Annotated in this window: 10 protein-coding genes; 6 read left to right on the forward strand and 4 right to left on the reverse strand. The window is 62.1% G+C overall.

The window, feature by feature from the left end:
• Nucleotides 1-21: 21 nt before the first annotated feature.
• Both treY and glgX read right to left on the reverse strand, forming a co-directional pair.
• Nucleotides 22-2,343 carry a malto-oligosyltrehalose synthase gene (gene treY / locus ONR57_RS19210; protein WP_265125191.1) on the reverse strand — a complete coding sequence of 774 codons (2,322 nt, stop codon included), beginning with the start codon at nt 2,341-2,343 and terminating at the stop codon, nt 22-24.
• Nucleotides 2,343-4,448 carry a glycogen debranching protein GlgX gene (glgX, locus tag ONR57_RS19215; RefSeq protein ID WP_265125193.1) on the reverse strand — a complete coding sequence of 702 codons (2,106 nt, stop codon included), beginning with the start codon at nt 4,446-4,448 and terminating at the stop codon, nt 2,343-2,345. The genes treY and glgX overlap by 1 nt, the downstream gene beginning before the upstream one ends.
• A gap of 254 nt (nt 4,449-4,702) precedes the next feature.
• Here glgX and glgC point away from each other — a divergent pair, with 254 nt between their 5' ends.
• From glgC to glgB, 6 genes are read left to right on the forward strand one after another with little or no spacing between them, the layout of a single operon-like run.
• Nucleotides 4,703-5,944, forward strand: coding sequence for a glucose-1-phosphate adenylyltransferase (glgC, locus tag ONR57_RS19220; protein ID WP_374116499.1), 1,242 nt, complete (start codon nt 4,703-4,705; stop codon nt 5,942-5,944).
• 24 nt (nt 5,945-5,968) lie between these two features.
• Nucleotides 5,969-7,612: a phosphoglucomutase (alpha-D-glucose-1,6-bisphosphate-dependent) gene (gene pgm / locus ONR57_RS19225; RefSeq protein ID WP_265125197.1), complete on the forward strand. Its 1,644-nt coding sequence runs from the start codon at nt 5,969-5,971 to the stop codon at nt 7,610-7,612.
• A gap of 7 nt (nt 7,613-7,619) precedes the next feature.
• Entirely contained in the window at nt 7,620-10,085 is a 2,466-nt protein-coding gene (gene glgP / locus ONR57_RS19230) for an alpha-glucan family phosphorylase (RefSeq protein WP_374116491.1), read from the forward strand.
• 6 nt (nt 10,086-10,091) lie between these two features.
• On the forward strand, nt 10,092-11,258 hold the full coding sequence (glgA, locus tag ONR57_RS19235; RefSeq protein WP_265125202.1) for a glycogen synthase: 1,167 nt from the start codon (nt 10,092-10,094) through the stop codon (nt 11,256-11,258).
• On the forward strand, nt 11,255-13,267 hold the full coding sequence (locus tag ONR57_RS19240; protein WP_265125204.1) for an alpha-1,4-glucan--maltose-1-phosphate maltosyltransferase: 2,013 nt from the start codon (nt 11,255-11,257) through the stop codon (nt 13,265-13,267). Before glgA ends, ONR57_RS19240 begins: the two co-directional genes overlap by 4 nt.
• Nucleotides 13,267-15,468, forward strand: coding sequence for a 1,4-alpha-glucan branching protein GlgB (gene glgB / locus ONR57_RS19245; RefSeq protein WP_265125207.1), 2,202 nt, complete (start codon nt 13,267-13,269; stop codon nt 15,466-15,468). The genes ONR57_RS19240 and glgB overlap by 1 nt, the downstream gene beginning before the upstream one ends.
• A 14-nt stretch (nt 15,469-15,482) precedes the next feature.
• On the opposite strand, the gene ONR57_RS19250 is transcribed toward glgB, so the two are convergent.
• Nucleotides 15,483-16,517 carry an agmatine/peptidylarginine deiminase gene (locus ONR57_RS19250; protein ID WP_265125510.1) on the reverse strand — a complete coding sequence of 345 codons (1,035 nt, stop codon included), beginning with the start codon at nt 16,515-16,517 and terminating at the stop codon, nt 15,483-15,485.
• An 8-nt stretch (nt 16,518-16,525) separates the two neighbouring features.
• Entirely contained in the window at nt 16,526-17,509 is a 984-nt protein-coding gene (locus ONR57_RS19255) for a nitrilase-related carbon-nitrogen hydrolase (protein WP_265125209.1), read from the reverse strand.
• Nucleotides 17,510-17,540 lie beyond the last annotated feature (31 nt).

Below are 17,540 nucleotides of genomic sequence, written 5' to 3' on the forward strand. Positions count from 1 at the left end.
TTTTGTCGTCGCAGGCCGTAATCAGATTCGTGCGAGCAGCGCTACCGGATAGATTCGGAACAGGTCACCTGCCAGCGCGGTGCCGCTGTGCTGGTTTCCAGTCAGCCGGTCACGCCACGTGCCTGCAGGCAGCTCAACCGATTCCCGCTGCCACGTGTCGGCGTGTGAGGCAGTAAAGCGTGTTGTCAGCGCGCACACATCAGCTTTCCGAGCGTCCTGTGCACGAGCAAAACCCGTGACGCACTCTCCGTCGGACGTCAGCGGCAGATACGTCCCCCCGGTGAACGCACCGGGGCGTTCTTGTCGAAGGGCCAGCGTCTCTTTGACGAGACGCAGTTTGGTCCAGTTGATCGGCTCGGCTGCCGATGGCGGGTGGCGGTTGATTTCGCGCAGCGTCAGCGCAAACCGCGGAAAGCTGATGAATCGCCGATTGTCTGGGTCCGTGAGGGAGTCTTCCCACATCTCCGTGCCCTGGTACACGTCGGGAATGCCGGGGCCGGCTAGCTGAAAGAGCTTCTGACCGAGAGATACCGCATGCGCACAGGGAGCGATCTCCGCGACGAACGCACTGATGAGCGCTGCGGAACTACCGTCGAACACAGCGTCAGTCCAGTGCCGCAAGGAGCGCTCAAAGCCGATGTTCGGCTCGGCCCAACTCGATTGCAACCCCGCTTCACGCACAGCTTTCACCGCATAGCTCGCGAAACGCTCGCGCAGGGCAGGGGACGGCGGTCCCGTTTGCGGCCACACACCCACGAGGCTTTGAAGGAGCAGATACCCGGTGGCGCGATCAGGCGCGGGTTCTACAGCATCGAGTTCTCGGGCGAGTTCAGCAAACTGCTCAGGACGCTGGGCGATTGCGCTGATACGTGCGCGAACGTCCTCACCGCGTTTCGCATCGTGGGTGGAGAGCGTCGTCATGGTGCGGGGCCACATCTCCGCGGTGCGCTGCAGGAACGCGTGCACGTCGCCGGGGGTGGCGGACAGCCGAGTCGCATCGCCTCCCATCTCCAGCGCCGATACGAGCAACGCTGCGCGATAGGCGAGTGGACCCTCGGTTGCAATGGACATTGCGCCCGCGCTGAGCTGGCTGAACCGAGCGAGAACTGCGGGGCTGCGCAGACCTTGGGCGAGTGCGTGGGCGGCCGCGCTATTCTCCCGGCCAGCGGCTTCGAGTGCACCGTCGAGGTGGTGGGCATGGTCGGGTGAATCTGCTCGATAGACGGCCAGCTCCGCGATCGTTCCGGTGATGGCTGTGCGGATTGCGCCCGCGTCCGTGCCGTGTGCCACTGCTCGCGCCAGACGCGTAAGCTCAGGTGCAAGCGGTCCTTCGAGGGCCGCGATCTTCAGGGCGCGTATTTCGGTCGCCACATCATGGGGGCGCCAGGATTTACCGGTGAATTCCTGCGCGAGTTGCGCAAGTGGTTCCGTACCAGCCGCTGGGATGAAAAGTGCTCCGATTTCGCGGAGCACCTCGTACCCGGTGGTGCCGTCGACCGGTAGATCGGGCGGCAGCTCCTCGTTGCGACCGATGACTTTTTCAACAACGAGGTAGCGATCGGCCCCGAGTAGTTCACGCAGTTTCCGCACGTACGTCACCGGGTCGGCGAGCCCGTCGAGATGGTCCACGCGGACGCCCTCGAGGATGCCTTCCGCGGCGAGTTCACCGATGAGCTGGTGAGTTGCGGCGAACACGCGGTCTTCTTCTTGCCGCAGCGCAGCGAGCTCATTGATGCCGAGGAACCGCCGGAAGTTTGGCCCGTCACGCCAGTCGATGAGCCGATAATGCTGACGGCTGTGAATCTGTTGAGCGCTGAGGTCAGGCCCATGATGGGTGCCGGGGGCGATCGGGTAGTCGATACCATGCATTCGCAGCACGTCGCCGTCAACGCTTAGCTCACTAAGCTCGGCACTGCTGCCAAGCACGGGCAGCCGCAATCGGCCCTCGGGATCCGCGTCCCAATCAATGTCGAAGTACTGCGCGTGCCGCGACGCACGGCCATGCGCGAGAACGTCCCACCACCATTTGTTGTTGCGGGGCTTGCCGACACCCATGTGGTTGGGGACGATATCTCCAATGAGGCCGATGCCGGATTGCCGCGCCTCAGCGGCAAGGAAGGTCAAGCCTTCGATGCCGCCGAGTTCGTGCGCGACGCTCGTCGGATCTACTACGTCGTATCCATGGGTGGTGCCATCGACGGCGGTGAGGAACGGCGACAGATACAGGTGGCTCACTCCGAGTTCCCGGAAGTACGGAATGAGACCAGCGGCGTCAGCGAACGTAAATCCTGCGGATTCAGCAGTCGGCTGCCGTAGCTGGAGCCGGTACGTTGCGGTGATCACTAATCGCTCACCTTCCGGAGTACAACGAGTGAGCGCGCCTCCACAGTGATGACGGTGCCCGCATCGATATCGCTCTTGGCCGCGGGCACCGCCGTAGTCGTCGTGTCGACGACTACTTCCCAACTCCGCGCGTAAGTGCCGTTGGGGGTGGCGAAGTCCACCGGGTCGTGGTGGGCGTTGAAACAGAGCAAGAACGAGTCGTCGACGATCCTGTTGCCGCGCTGATCGGGTTCGTGGATGCCTTCGCCGTTGAGGAACACCGCGAGTCCCTTGCCGAAGCCGCTGTCCCAGTCTTCGAATGTCATCTCGTCACCGGACGGCGTGAGCCAGGCGATATCCCGCATCTCTTCACCGCTGCGGATGGGGCGCCCTTCGAAAAAGCGGCGCCGGCGAAAGACGGGATGTTTTTTGCGCAGTGCGATCAGTTCAGACGTGAAGTCCACGAGGCTGCGGTTCTTCTCCGCGAAGGACCAGTCCATCCACGCGATATCAGAGTCCTGACAATATGTGTTGTTGTTGCCGTGCTGGGTGCGGCCCATTTCGTCGCCGTGCAAAAGCATCGGTACACCTTGGCTGAGAAAGAGCGTGGTCAGCATATTGCGGCGCTGCCGGGCCCGCAGTTCGAGGATCTCCGCGTCGTCCGTGGGGCCTTCGACACCGCAGTTCCACGATCGATTGTGACTTTCGCCGTCGCGGTTGTTCTCGCCGTTCGCCCAGTTGTGTTTCTCGTTGTACGACACGAGGTCGTTGAGGGTAAATCCGTCGTGAGCGGTGATGAAGTTGATGCTCGCGTGTGGACGCCGCCCTGTGGTTTCGTAGAGGTCGGACGAACCGGTGAGGCGTGACGCGAATTCGCCGAGCGTGGCGGGCTCACCTCGCCAATAATCGCGGACAGTGTCCCGGTATTTGCCGTTCCACTCGGACCACAGTCCGGGGAAGTTGCCGACCTGATATCCGCCTTCGCCGATATCCCACGGTTCCGCGATGAGTTTTACTTGGCTGACGACGGGATCTTGTTGCACCAGGTCGAAGAACGCGCTGAGGCGGTCGACGTCGTGGAGTTCGCGTGCAAGCGTCGCGGCGAGGTCGAAACGGAAGCCGTCAACGTGCATTTCGTTCACCCAATAGCGCAGCGAATCCATGATCAGCTGCAGGGTGTGGGGGTTGCGGACATTGAGACTGTTGCCGGTGCCGGTGTAGTCCTTGTAGAACCGCCGGTCATCCTCGATGAGGCGGTAGTACGCGGCGTTGTCGATACCGCGGAAGTTGATCGTGGGGCCCTGATGATTACCTTCAGCGGTGTGGTTGTACACCACATCGAGAATGACCTCGATACCCGCCTCGTGAAACGCCTTCACCATATATTTGAATTCGGCGACCGCCGCACCCGGTTTCGTGTTCGCCGCATATTCGTGGTGGGGGGCGAAGAAACCAAAAGTGTTGTAACCCCAGTAATTGCGCAATCCCTGGTCAACGAGCACCTGGTCCTGCAGGAACTGGTGGACTGGCATGAGTTCAATCGCGGTGACGCCGAGTTTCGTGAGGTGGTCGATGATCACCGGGTGCGCGAGCCCGGCGTAGGTGCCACGCAGCTCTTCCGGCACTTCCGGATGCGTTGCCGTCATGCCTTTGACGTGGGCCTCGTAGATGACTGTCTCGTGATAGGGGCGTTTGGGCTGCCGATCGTTGCCCCAGTCGAAAAACGGGTTTACGACCACGGAGGTCATCGTGTGGCCGAGGGAATCAATGCCGTAGCCACGTTCGGACAAAAGGGAGATATGTCCATCGAAATCGCCGGCGAAGGCTTTTCCGTAGGGGTCCAGCAGAAGTTTTGCCGGATCGCAGCGGTGGCCCGCTGCCAAGTCGAAGGGGCCGTGCACACGGTAGCCGTAGCGCTGTCCGTGGCTCACAGTGGGCAGGTAGCAGTGCCATACGTGTCCGTCGACCTCCTCGAGCTGAATGCGCTCTTCGGTGCCGTCTTTCGCTATAAGGCAAAGTTCGACCGCTTCAGCGATCTCTGAAAATAGGGAAAAGTTAGTCCCGGCGCCGTCATAGGATGCGCCGAGCGGGTATGACGACCCAGGCCATACGAGTTTCGTAGCCATACGTAAACAGTAGCGGCTTCAATAAACCGTCACACTGCAGAGTGAGGCGTTGCACGCTGCGCACCAAAATGTGGGCAAACCGACTAGATCGTACGCCCGAAGTTGCCCGGCTGTTGCCGGGTTGAGGCAGCGCGTCTACTGGCGGAGAAGAGACCGTTCTCGTGGTGTTAGATTGTGACGAGTACCACAACTTAAACCGACCTGAAGCGGGTTAGCCATCACGAGTGGCGCCGCTGAAGAGGAGGCACCTAATGCTGATTGATACCGCTGAAGTTCTCGCCATTGTCCTCGCGGGCGGGGAGGGTAAGCGGCTGATGCCGCTTACTTCTGACCGCGCGAAGCCCGCAGTCCCTTTCGGGGGTACCTACCGTCTCGTGGATTTTGCGCTGTCTAATCTCGTCAACGCAGGAATCCGGAAGATCGTCGTTCTCACGCAGTACAAGTCCCACAGCCTGGACCGGCATGTGTCGCTGACGTGGCGGCTGCCGTCCATGTTGGGTGACTTCGTGGCACCGGTGCCCGCGCAGCAGCGGACAGGCCCGCGCTGGTTCGCAGGCTCAGCGGATGCTATCTACCAGTCGCTGAACTTGATCTATGACGAGCGCCCGAAGTACGTCATCGTGTTCGGCGCCGACCACATCTACCGGATCGACCCCCGGGACATGCTCGCTGAACACATCGAGTCAGGTGCTGAGGCCACTGTTGCGGGAATACGTGTGCCACTGGCGGAAGCCAACCAGTTTGGCGTCATCGAAACCGACGAGCTTGGCGAAAAGATCGCGGCGTTCCGCGAAAAGCCAACTGATGCCGTAGGGCTCCCGGACGCGCCCGACGAAGTCTATGCCTCGATGGGCAACTATATTTTCTCGACCGAAGCCCTCGTCGAGGCGGTTAAGCGCGACGCGAAAAACATCGGCTCTAACCACGATATGGGCGGCGATATCATCCCAAGCTTCGTGAGTGCGGGTAGTGCGTACGTTTACGACTTCGCCACGAACTATGTACCGGGCAGCACCGAACACGATCGCGGTTATTGGCGCGATGTTGGCACGATCGACTCGTATTACGCCGCGAGTATGGACGTGGTGGCGGATAATCCGGGTTTTAACCTTTACAACTATCGATGGCCGATTCTCAGCTATCAGTCACCGCGCCCGCCCGCGAAAGTCGTTGGTTCTCATGGGCATACCCCTGAGCTGCAGAACACAATCCTGTCGCCCGGCGCCATCATCGCAGGCGCGCGCGTCACCCAGTCGCTCGTCTCCCCAGATGTAAGAATTGGCGCAGGCGCCGTCGTCGAGGGCTCTGTCCTGTTGAACAACGTGGTGATCGGCGCTGGCGCAGTGGTGCGCAACGCGATTCTCGACAAAAACGTCGTCATTGAACCCGGAGCGACGATCGGTGTCGATCTCGAAAAAGATCGGGCTTCGTACACCGTGAGCGCAGGCGGCGTGGTGGTGGTCGCGAAGCAGCAGCCGACTGACGCGGTCTTCTGACCGGCACTGTGCAAGGAGCTAACGATGACCATTCATCCACGAGCGGGACAGCCAGCGCAATCCGGTGACCTGACCGATATCGATGCCCTGATTAGCGCGTACTACGACGGTCAGCCAGATCCCGCGGAACCAGCGCAGCGGGTGGCCTTTGGGACGTCCGGGCACCGGGGGACGAGTCTCGCCGCGTCATTCAACGAGGCGCATATTGTCGCGGTGAGCCAGGCGCTCTGCGAGTACCGAGCCGCCCAGAACATCAACGGTCCGCTGTTTCTCGGCCGCGATACGCATGCCCTCTCAGAGCCAGCCGCGCGATCCGCCCTCGAGGTATTCGCCGCGAACGGTGTGACGGTGCTGGTTGACAGCCGTGACAGCTACACCCCGACGCCAGCGCTTTCCCACGCGATTCTCACGTATAACGCAGAGAATGGTGGCCCGCCCGCAGACGGTGTGGTGATTACACCGTCCCACAATCCGCCCGCTGACGGCGGCTACAAGTACAACCCGCCGCATGGTGGTCCAGCCGGCTCAGACGCGACCCGGTGGATCGAAGACCGCGCAAACGAATTGCTCGCGAAATCTGAAGGCATCAATCGGATGCCGTACGATCGCGCCACCGCGGCGGAAACAACTCAGCGCTACGATTACCGCGCACGTTACATCGATGACCTGCCCGCGGTTCTCGACCTCGAGTTGATCAAATCCGAGGGTGTCCGGATCGGCGCGGACCCCCTGGGCGGCGCGAGCGTGGAGTACTGGGGTGAAATCGCTGAACGCCACGGGCTTTCACTCACGGTGGTACAGCCGGCGGTCGACCCGGCGTGGGGCTTCATGACGCTCGACTGGGACGGCAAGATCCGGATGGATTGTTCGTCGCCGTACGCCATGGCGTCACTGGTCGAGCAACGCGCGAATTTCGATCTTGCTACAGGAAACGATGCGGACGCGGACCGGCACGGGATCGTCACCCCTGACGCGGGCCTGATGAATCCGAATCACTATCTGGCGGTGGCGATCGATTACCTTGCGCGGCACCGGCCCGATTGGCCGCCGCACGCCGGAATCGGGAAGACAGCGGTGTCCTCGTCGATGATCGATCGAGTCGTGGCTGACCTCGGTCGTCCGCTGGTAGAAGTCCCGGTCGGATTCAAATGGTTCGTACCAGGACTTGTCGATTCGTCGATCGTGTTCGGTGGTGAGGAGAGTGCTGGTGCATCGTTCCTCCGCCGCGATGGACGCGTCTGGACGACGGACAAGGACGGCATCCTGCTGTGCCTGCTAGCGGCGGAGATCATTGCACGTACCGGGAGTACGCCGAGCCAGCACTACACTGAATTGACGAAGAAACACGGTGAGCCGGTCTACGAACGGACCGATGCTCCCGCCACGCGTGAGGAGAAACATGTCCTCGCGCAGCTATCGCCGCACCAGGTGACCGCGACTGAGCTTGCGGGCGAACCGATCACGGCGATCCTCACAAAGGCTCCGGGCAACGGACAGTCGCTCGGTGGATTGAAGGTATGCACTGATTCAGGTTGGTTCGCGGCGCGGCCGTCTGGAACAGAGGATGTCTACAAAATTTACGCGGAATCATTCAGAGACCGTGATCATTTGAGTCAGATTCAGGCCGAGGCGCGGGCTGTAGTGTCCGCGGCGCTCGGCGGGAAGTGAAGTACCTGTGCACGTTTATGGCAAATTGGCTGTGCCAGCCCAGTTGCCGGAGATATTAACTCCGTTGCGGGAACTGGCGGATAACCTCCGCTGGTCCTGGCATGCAGACACGCGAGCGCTGTTCGAACTCGCTGACCGAGAGTTGTGGGAGCGGACCGGGCAGAACCCGCCGCAGTTCCTCGCGCAACTGTCTTCTGACCGCAAAGAGGCCCTGACGGCCAACAAGCGGTTTCTCACTAAGATGCGGGCGGTACACAAGAACCTGCGTTCCTACCTCGACCAGTCCCATGCCAGCGGCGCCCCGAGCGTTGCGTATTTCTCCCCGGAATTCGGCATCACCGAAACCCTGCCGCTGTATTCCGGCGGGCTGGGCATTCTCGCTGGTGATCATCTGAAAACCGCCAGTGACATGCGGCTGCCCCTTATCGGCGTAGGGCTGCTGTACCGGTCGGGGTACTTCACACAATCATTCACCCCGGATGGCTGGCAGTGCGAAGACTATCCTTCGCTGGTTCCTGAAGACGTGGGGTTTACCGAACTCAACGGGGCACACATCCACATCGCGCTGCCCGGGGGCGCGGACCTGTACGCTCGCGTCTGGATCGCGCAGGTCGGCCGTGTCCCGCTGCTTTTGCTCGACAGCGACGACGAGCGTAACGAGCCGGAGTTGCGTGCCCTCACGAGTCGTTTGTACGGCGGAGACGCGCTGACGCGGCTGCGCCAGGAACTCTTGCTCGGCATCGGGGGTGTGCGGGCGGTGCGCGCGTATTGCGATGCGCACGGGCTTCCAGAACCAGAGGTGTATCACACCAACGAGGGGCACGCCGGATTCCTCGGTCTCGAGCGAATTGCGGAGCTCACCGAGCGCGGCCTGACGTTCCCGGAGGCGCTCACCGCTGTACGTGCAGGCACGTTGTTCACCACTCACACGCCGGTTCCCGCCGGAATCGATCGCTTCGATCGCGGCATGGTGGCGGGGCATTTGTCCGTGGCATTGCCCAAACTGCCGACCGAAGCCTGTCTCGAACTGGGCGCTGAGAACGACCCGGGCGTGTTCAACATGGCGCACATGGGGTTGCGTCTCGCGCAGCGATGCAACGGCGTGTCGAAGCTGCACGGCGCGCTCAGCCGTTCGATGTTCGCGCCCCTCTGGGCGGGCCTGGAACCCGAAGAAGTGCCGATTGCGCACGTCACCAATGGTGTGCACGAGCCCACATGGGCGGCGGCTGCGCCGCAGCTCAAGCAGCCAGATGAGCAATTCCTCGCGAGCCGGAAAGCGCTGCGGCAGAGGCTCATCGACACAGTGCGCCGACGTGCGGCTGAGGCGCAGGAAGACTCTGAATTCGCAGCGGAAACCGCATGGATCGCAGACTGCCTGGACCCCGACGTTCTTACAATCGGATTCGCTCGCCGGGTACCCACGTACAAGCGGCTCACGCTCATGCTGTCCGATCCGGCGCGGCTGCGACGCATCCTTCTCGATCCGGACCGCCCGGTGCAGCTGATCGTTGCAGGTAAAGCTCACCCGGCTGACGACGGCGGCAAACGCCTGATTCAGGAATTCATGCACTTCGCCAGCGACCCGGCGCTGCGACGGCGCGTGGTGTTCGTTCCGGACTATGACATCGAACTGGGCCGGGACATGGTCGCGGGCTGTGACGTGTGGCTCAACACGCCCACCCGTCCGCTGGAGGCCTGCGGAACCTCAGGCATGAAGTCGGCGCTCAACGGTGGACTGAACCTCTCGATCGGAGACGGCTGGTGGGCAGAGTGCTTCGCACCAGACTTCGGCTGGGCCATACCATCAGGCCATGATGGGCTTGGCGGGCTCAGCAGAGATGAGCAGGAAGCGGCCGCGCTGTATGACCTGCTCGAGACGAAGGTCGTGCCGCTGTTCTACGATGATCAGCCCGGCTGGCTCCGGATGATGCGAGCGGTACTCAAATCCCTTCGGCCGCAGGTGCTTGCGGACCGGATGCTCGACGACTACCTCACCCTGCTGTACCGCCCTGCTGCGGAAGCGGGAGCCCGTGTGTCGGTGGATAACTTCACCGGGGCGCGGGAACTTGCCGCGTGGACGGCCAGTGTTCGAGAGAAGTGGGCGAGTGTGTCCGCGCTCGAATTTTGGGCTGAGCTCAGTGCGGATTCTGCCCGCGCACTGTTCCGGGCAGAGGTCGACTGCGGCGCGTTGTCGCATGATGACATCGCGGTCGAGGTATTTACCGGCGACGTTGATGGCGATCGTCTCATCGCGCCGGTGGTGACACAGATGCAGCACCGCGGCGGGAACAGCTATGCCGCCGAGGTGCCGGTGCAACACGGGGGGACGTTCGGATATGCGGCGCGAATCGTAGCCGCGCATCCGCTCGTTACTCCGCAAGAAATAGGCTTGGTTCACGAAATCCGTGTACCGGCCGTGAGAACCGGCGCTCAACCCTCTGAAACCCACAGCCATCGGCCTCCTGAGGAGTGATTGGCGATGCGAATCGGCCTGCTGACCCGCGAGTTCCCACCCTTTGTTTATGGCGGCGCGGGAGTGCACGTTGGCTCTCTCGTCGACAGTCTGCGTGAGCTGGTCGGTGTGGATGTTCACTGCTTCGGGGCCCCGCGCCCCGGGGCGGTGGCCCACCACCCGGCGGAAGGCCTCGAAGCTGCCAACCCGGCTCTGTCCACGCTCTCCGTGGATCTGTCCATAGTCGCAGCTGTCGAAGGTGTTGATCTCGTCCATTCACACACGTGGTACGCGAACTTTGCGGGCCACGTTGCGAGCCTGCTCTACGGTATCCCGCACGTGGTTACCGCTCACTCACTTGAGCCCCGGCGGCCGTGGAAAGCGGAGCAACTCGGTGGTGGTTACCGCCTGTCTTCATGGGTGGAGAAAGCCGTCTACGAGGCGGCGGACGCGGTGATTGCGGTGAGCGACGGGATGCGCAACGATGTGCTCGAGGTGTATCCCGATATCGATCCGGACCGCGTGCACGTCGTCTACAACGGTGTTGATACCGAACGATTCCACCCAGTGAAAGAGACTGACACGCTCCGTGAGTTCGGTGTCGACCCCGACCGGCCGAGTGTTGCCTTCATCGGCCGTATCACCCGGCAGAAGGGTCTCCGGCACCTTATTGCAGCTGCGCATGAGATCGACAAGGAGGCACAAGTTCTGTTGTGCGCGGGTGCACCCGACACACCAGATATCGCCGAAGAGACCCGCCTCGGCGTCAACACACTGAGTGGACTGCGCGACGGTGTCTTCTGGATCGATAAGCCGCTCAACCACCAGGCAATGCTCGAAGTACTCTCACAAGCGACAGTATTCGTGTGCCCGAGCGTGTACGAGCCTTTGGGCATCGTCAACCTTGAAGCGATGGCGTGCGGCACCGCGGTGGTGGCATCAGATGTCGGTGGCATCCCAGAGGTCGTCGCCGACGGCGAGACTGGTCTTCTAGTGCACTACGACGAAAACGACCCGGGTACTTTTGAATCCGGGCTCGCACGAACTGTGAACGAGCTTCTGCGTGACCCACAGCGTGCTGAGGCGATGGGCGAGGCGGGCCGGTTGCGGGCGAAGGAAAAGTTCGACTGGGGTTCCATCGCGCACGAGACTGTAAATGTGTACCGCTCGGTGCTCGGAGGGGGTATCGCATGACGTACGGCAGACTCGGCATCGACGGGGTGCTCCCCGTTGTGGAATGCGGCCGGTTCCCGGCGAAAGCGGTTGTCGGTGAGCATGTGCCGATTGAGGCGCGCGTGTGGCGTGAAGGCCATGATGCGATCGCGGCGACCGTCGTCTGGCAGGGACCGGAGGACACCGAAGCCAGGCTGACGCGAATGACGAGCCATCCGAACAACCCGGACGACTGCATCGCGGCGATCACGCCCGACACAGAGGGTATTTGGACGTTTCGTGTTGACGCATGGAGCGACCCGTGGACGACCTGGCGGCACGCGGTTGAGGTTAAGGCAGCGGCTGGACAAGGTGCTGAGGAACTTGCCAACGATCTCGAGACGGGCGCCAGACTGATTGAGCGCATGGTCGAGACGTCGCGTTCGGATGGCGATATCCGGATACTCAATGGAGCGCTCGCGGACCTGCGTGACAAGAGCCTGCCGATCCCGAAACGGATCGCGGAGGCGATGTCATACCCGGTCCAGAAGATAGTCGAAGAAGCCCCGCTCCGTGATCTCGTGACCGAAGGGGAGTCGCACCACCTACACGTTGACCGTTCGCAGGCACTGTTCGGGTCGTGGTATGAGTTCTTTCCCCGTTCGACGGGCGGTTGGGATACCAGCGGTAACCCGGTGCACGGCACATTTCAGACCGCGATCGGTGAACTCGACCGGGTCGCGAATATGGGATTTGATGTCGTGTATCTGCCACCGATTCACCCAATTGGCAGAGTGAACAGGAAAGGCAAGAACAACACCCTTGACCCGGGTCCAGATGATGTCGGATCCCCCTGGGCGATCGGTGCCGCTGAAGGCGGACATGATGCAATTCACCCAGATCTGGGGACCGTAGACGACTTCGAGGCGTTCGTCGAACGAACGCGTGAGCTTGGGATGGAGGTCGCCCTCGACTTCGCCCTGCAATGCGCTCCCGACCACCCGTGGGTGGCCGAACACCCCGAGTGGTTTACGACGCTGCCCGACGGGACGATCGCCTACGCCGAGAACCCGCCGAAGAAGTATCAAGACATCTATCCGCTGAACTTCGACAACGCGCCGGAGACCCTGTATGCGGAGGCGCTTCGGGTCGTTCTGTACTGGGTGGAGCATGGCGTAAAGATTTTCCGGGTGGACAACCCGCACACGAAGCCGCCGAACTTCTGGGAATGGCTGATCGGTGAGGTGAAGTCGCAACACCATGACGTGCTGTTCCTTTCGGAAGCTTTCACTCGGCGCGCGCGCCTGTACGGTCTCGCCCGACTGGGCTTCACCCAGTCGTACACCTATTTCACGTGGTGCACCTCGAAGCACGACTTGATCGAGTTCGGCAAAGAGATCGTCGCGCACGCCGACGAATGCCGGCCGAATCTGTTCGTGAACACGCCGGACATCCTTCATGCTTCGCTGCAGTATGGCGGCCGGGCAATGTTCGCGCTGCGAGCCGCGCTCGCCGCGACGATGTCACCCACCTGGGGGGTGTACGCCGGCTACGAGCTGTACGAGCATGTGGCTGTGCGCGAGGGAAGCGAAGAATACCTCAACTCCGAGAAATACCAGCTCAGGCCGCGGGACTTCGTGACACCTCTGCAAACCGGCGACTCGCTGGAACCGTGGCTGCTGCGGCTCAATTCGATACGCAGGCGGCACCCTGCCCTGCAGCAGTTACGGACCCTCCACTTCCACCACACGGACAGCGATGCACTGGTCGCATACTCGAAGCAGGACCCCGAGACAGGGGACACCGTGGTGGTCATCGTCAATCTCGACCCCTTCCACACCCAGCAGGGCACGCTGTACCTCGACCTCGCCGCGCTGGGATATCCACTTGATGCGCGCTTGAGTGCCCACGACGAAGTGAGCGGCCAGACGTGGGACTGGGGCAGCCACAACACAATCATCCTCACTCCGGAGCGGTCGGTGTGTCACATCGTCCGGATTGATTGGCCCCGTCCGCAGCTAGTTGTGTACCCGGCCAGGAAGGACAGGTAATGTCGCCCAAACCGGAAATCCCGTCCGTGACGAGCCATCGTCCCGCGTCTGAAGAGGTTCACGCCCTCGCGATGGGTTCCCACAGCAACCCCCACGTGATACTCGGTGCGCATGAGCACGAATCCGGGCGGTCAGTCGTCCGCGTGTACCGGCCAGAGGCGGCATCAGTTGCCGTGGTGCAGGACGGACAACGGTATCCGCTGGAGCGCGGAGATGAGGGTCTGTTCAGCGGCTTCGCTGGCAAGACGGTCGGCGATTACAAGCTTGAGGTTACCTATCACGGCCACACGTCTACACTCGACGATCCATATCGGTGGCTTCCCACCCTCGGAGAACTTGACCTTCACTTGATCTCCGAAGGCAGACACGAGCGGCTCTGGGATGTGCTCGGCGCCCGGCCCACCAGTTACGACACACCTTCCGGTGTGGTGAATGGGGTCGCTTTCTCGGTGTGGGCGCCAAATGCGCGCGGTGTGCGCGTGTGCGGGGACTTCGACGGGTGGTCCGGTGTCGAGCATTCCATGCGGTCGCTCGGCAGTTCGGGTGTGTGGGAGCTTTTTGTGCCTGGCATCGGCCCCGGCACTAAGTACAAGTTCCGCATCCACGGCGCCGACGGCGGCTGGCACGAGAAAGCCGACCCGATGGCCGTGTGCGCGGAACACCCGCCAGCGACCGCGTCGGTGATCTACCAGTCCGCGTACGAGTGGACAGATAATGCCTGGTCCGCCCAGCGGGCGTCGTCCCACCCGGTGACCTCGCCGATCAGTATTTACGAAGTGCACCTCGGTTCGTGGCGGCCCGGTCTGGGGTACCGCGAGGCTGCCGAAGAACTAGCGGATTACGTCTCCGATATGGGGTTCACCCACGTGGAGTTCCTGCCGCTTGCGGAACACCCCTTCGGCGGCTCCTGGGGCTACCAGGTCACGTCGTACTACGCACCCACCTCGCGATTCGGCTCGCCGGACGACCTGCGGTACTTCATCGACACTCTCCACAACCGCGGTATCGGCGTCATCCTTGACTGGGTTCCAGCGCATTTCCCGCGCGATATCTGGGCGCTTGCAAAGTTCGACGGCAGCGCCCTGTACGAGCACCCGGACCCGCGCCGCGGTGAGCAGCCAGACTGGGGCACGTACGTTTTCGACTTCGGACGGCCCGAAGTGCGGAACTTCCTCGTCGCGAATGCGCTGTACTGGTTTAGCGAGTTTCACATCGATGGTCTGCGCGTGGACGCCGTCGCGTCGATGCTGTACCTGGACTACTCGCGCAAGGAAGGCGAGTGGATTCCGAATGAACGCGGCGGGCGTGAGAATCTCGATGCGGTCCGCTTCCTGCAAGAACTCAACGCGACCGTCTACAAGCATCACCCAGGTGTCTTGATGATCGCGGAGGAATCCACGTCGTGGCCCGGCGTCACGAAACCGACTGACGCGGATGGTTTGGGCTTCGGTTTCAAATGGAACATGGGGTGGATGAACGACACACTGCTCTATATGGGCCGTGACCCTGTGCACCGCTCTTACCACCACAATGACATCACGTTTTCGCTGGTGTACGCGTGGAGTGAGAACTTCATCCTGCCGCTCTCGCACGATGAAGTGGTTCACGGCAAAGGCTCGCTGTTCACACGGATGCCGGGCGACCATTGGAAGAAGGCGGCCGGAGTGCGGGCCCTCCTGGCTTACATGTGGGCCCACCCCGGCAAGCAGTTGCTCTTCATGGGCGGCGAGTTCGGCCAGCAGCGGGAGTGGTCACATGAGGGTTCCGTTGACTGGCACCTTCTCGACGACCCCTTGCATTCGGGCATCAAAGACCTTGTCGCGCATATCAATCGCACGTACCGGTCACACCGCGCACTGTACGCGGGCGATAACTCGCCCGAGGGGTTCACTTGGATCGACGCGAACGATGCTGGGCGCAGCGTTCTGAGCTTCATCCGGTTCGATCCTGTGAGCCCGGACAGCCAGCCCGTGGTGTGTATCGCGAACTTCTCCGGTACTCCGCACCACGATGTGCGAGTAGGTCTGCCCCGGGCCGGTCGCTGGCGTGAGGCAGTCAACACCGACGCGACCGACTACGGCGGTTCAGGTGTCGGCAACATGGGCGCCGTGGAAGCAACATCTGAAGAGTGGAACGGTCAGCCCGCCTCAGCGGTGGTACAGGTGCCACCGCTGGGCGTGCTGTGGCTCATTCCGGAATAACACTGGTGAATGTGTCAGCCGGAAACTGACTGAGCGGCGGGCTCATTCTGCGTGATGCAGTGGATACCGCCGCCCCGCGAGAAGATGGGGCGCGCATCGACGGGGACGATCTCGCGGCCGGGATAAGCGTCTGCGAGAATGTCAGCCGCGACTTGGTCGTTCGGGTCATCGAACATGCAAGCAATCACGGCACCGTTCGCCACGTAATGGTTGATGTAGCTGTAGTCGGTCCAGCCCTCGTCGTCCTCCAGGATCTTGGGGGCGGGTACCGGCACCACTGTGAACGTGCGTCCGGACGCGTCAACGGACTGGCTCAGCAATGCGATCGCTTCCTGGCTCACCGCATGGTCAGGGTGTGCCGGGTCGCGCTGATCATGCACCAGGACCCGTCCGGCACTCGGAATTGCAGCGACAATGTCGACATGGCCTCTCGTGCCGAAACGCTCGAAATCACGGGTAAGACCGCGCGGAAGCCATATCACCTTCTCGGCGCCGATGGTGCGCGCAAGCTCTGCCTCCACGCCGGCTTTCGTCCAGCCGGGGTTGCGGCCCTGGTCGAGCTGCACCGTTTCGGTGACGAGGACGGTGCCCGCACCATCTGTCTGGATCCCCCCGCCTTCGTTGACGAGGGGTGAGTCGACGCGGAGCGCACCAGCTTGTTCCGCGACGAACGCGCCGATCTTTTCGTCCTTGTCCCAGCGTGCCCAATCTTGTGCACCCCAACCGTTGAACACCCAATTGACCGCGCGGGGGCGACCGTCTGATCCGAGGACGAAGGTCGGGCCTATGTCACGCATCCACGCGTCATTGAGCGGGGCCTCAACGATTTCGACCGCACCGGCGAGGTAGTGCCGTGCGTGCGTCAACTCAGCAGGGTCAACGACGACGGTTACCGGCTCAAAGTCGACGATCGCGTTCGCGACCGCAGCCCAGGCGCTGCGCGCTTCGTGGCGCTCCGCCTGGGTGTCGCCGAGTGAGTACCCCTCGCGCGGATATGCCATCCAGGTGCGCGCGTGCGGTTCCGATTCGGCGGGCATGCGTGGCGTGATGAGGTCCGTCATGACGGTACTTTCGCGTCTGCGGTTTCGAGAGGGGCGACGAGTTGCGCATACGTGTCGGGGCGTCGGGTCTGCAAGAACGGAAAGAGGGTGAGCCAGTCCTTGCGCTGTGCCAAATCGAGGTCGGCGACGAGGACAGCAGACTCATCGCGTGGTGCCTGAACGAGTATGCGGCCGTAAGGGTCTGAGATGAACGACGACCCGTAGAAGTTGATGACTCCCTCGTCACCATGCCGATTGGGGACCACCATGAATGTTCCATTCGCAATGCCGTTGCCGACAATAACGTGCTGCCACAGCGGCTGGGTGTCGAATTCGGGATGTTCGGGTTCCGAACCGATCGCGGTGGGATAAACGATGATTTCCGCGCCTCGCAGAGAGTAGATCCGCGCAACCTCCGGGAACCATTCATCCCAGCACGTCGGCATCGCGATCTTCGCGCCATCGATTTCCGGGGCGGTGTGGACCTTCCAGGTATCGGGTGCCTGCGGGCCGCCGCGGAAGTAGGTGTCCTCGTAGTAACCAGTCGTGATGGGGATGTGAATCTTGCGGGTGCGCCCGACGAGGGTGCCATCTGGTGCAACGAGAATGGCGGTATTGAAACCCAGTCCGTCACCGAAGCTGCGGCCGTTTTCATGATCGTTGCGCTCGTATAGCGATGCGTGAACCAGTACTCCGAATTCTGCTGCAGCCTGGGCGGCGAAGCGGTACGTCGGGCCCGTGAGCAGGTCTTCCGCGTTTTCGGCTGGATGATCGCCGCCGGGCACGAACGCCGGGTAACGGCTCAGCGTCAATTCTGGAAGGAAGACAACCTTGGCCCCGTGGCGGGCAGCGATCGCGATGCCCTCACGCAGTTCGTTGCGCATCGCAATGGAGTCTTCGTGCCACTGATGCTGGACAACCCCAACACGCAGCGGAAGTCGGTCTGCGGGTTCGGTGCGAGCAGGCGAAGCGGGGGGAGTCAGGGCGGTGAATGTACGCATCGTGTGTCCTCGGTGCGGGTCGGTATAAAAC

The organism is Hoyosella sp. YIM 151337 (genome assembly GCF_026041215.1).
Classification (GTDB): Bacteria; Actinomycetota; Actinomycetes; order Mycobacteriales; family Mycobacteriaceae; genus Hoyosella.

Excerpts from the sequence above, each read along its gene's own strand:
- glgX (WP_265125193.1), bottom strand. The coding sequence starts at position 4,448 with ATGGCTACGAAACTCGTATGGCCTGGGTCGTCATACCCGCTCGGCGCA.
- pgm (WP_265125197.1), top strand. The coding sequence starts at position 5,969 with ATGACCATTCATCCACGAGCGGGACAGCCAGCGCAATCCGGTGACCTG.
- glgA (WP_265125202.1), top strand. The coding sequence starts at position 10,092 with ATGCGAATCGGCCTGCTGACCCGCGAGTTCCCACCCTTTGTTTATGGC.
- ONR57_RS19240 (WP_265125204.1), top strand. The coding sequence starts at position 11,255 with ATGACGTACGGCAGACTCGGCATCGACGGGGTGCTCCCCGTTGTGGAA.
- glgB (WP_265125207.1), top strand. The coding sequence starts at position 13,267 with ATGTCGCCCAAACCGGAAATCCCGTCCGTGACGAGCCATCGTCCCGCG.
- ONR57_RS19255 (WP_265125209.1), bottom strand. The coding sequence starts at position 17,509 with ATGCGTACATTCACCGCCCTGACTCCCCCCGCTTCGCCTGCTCGCACC.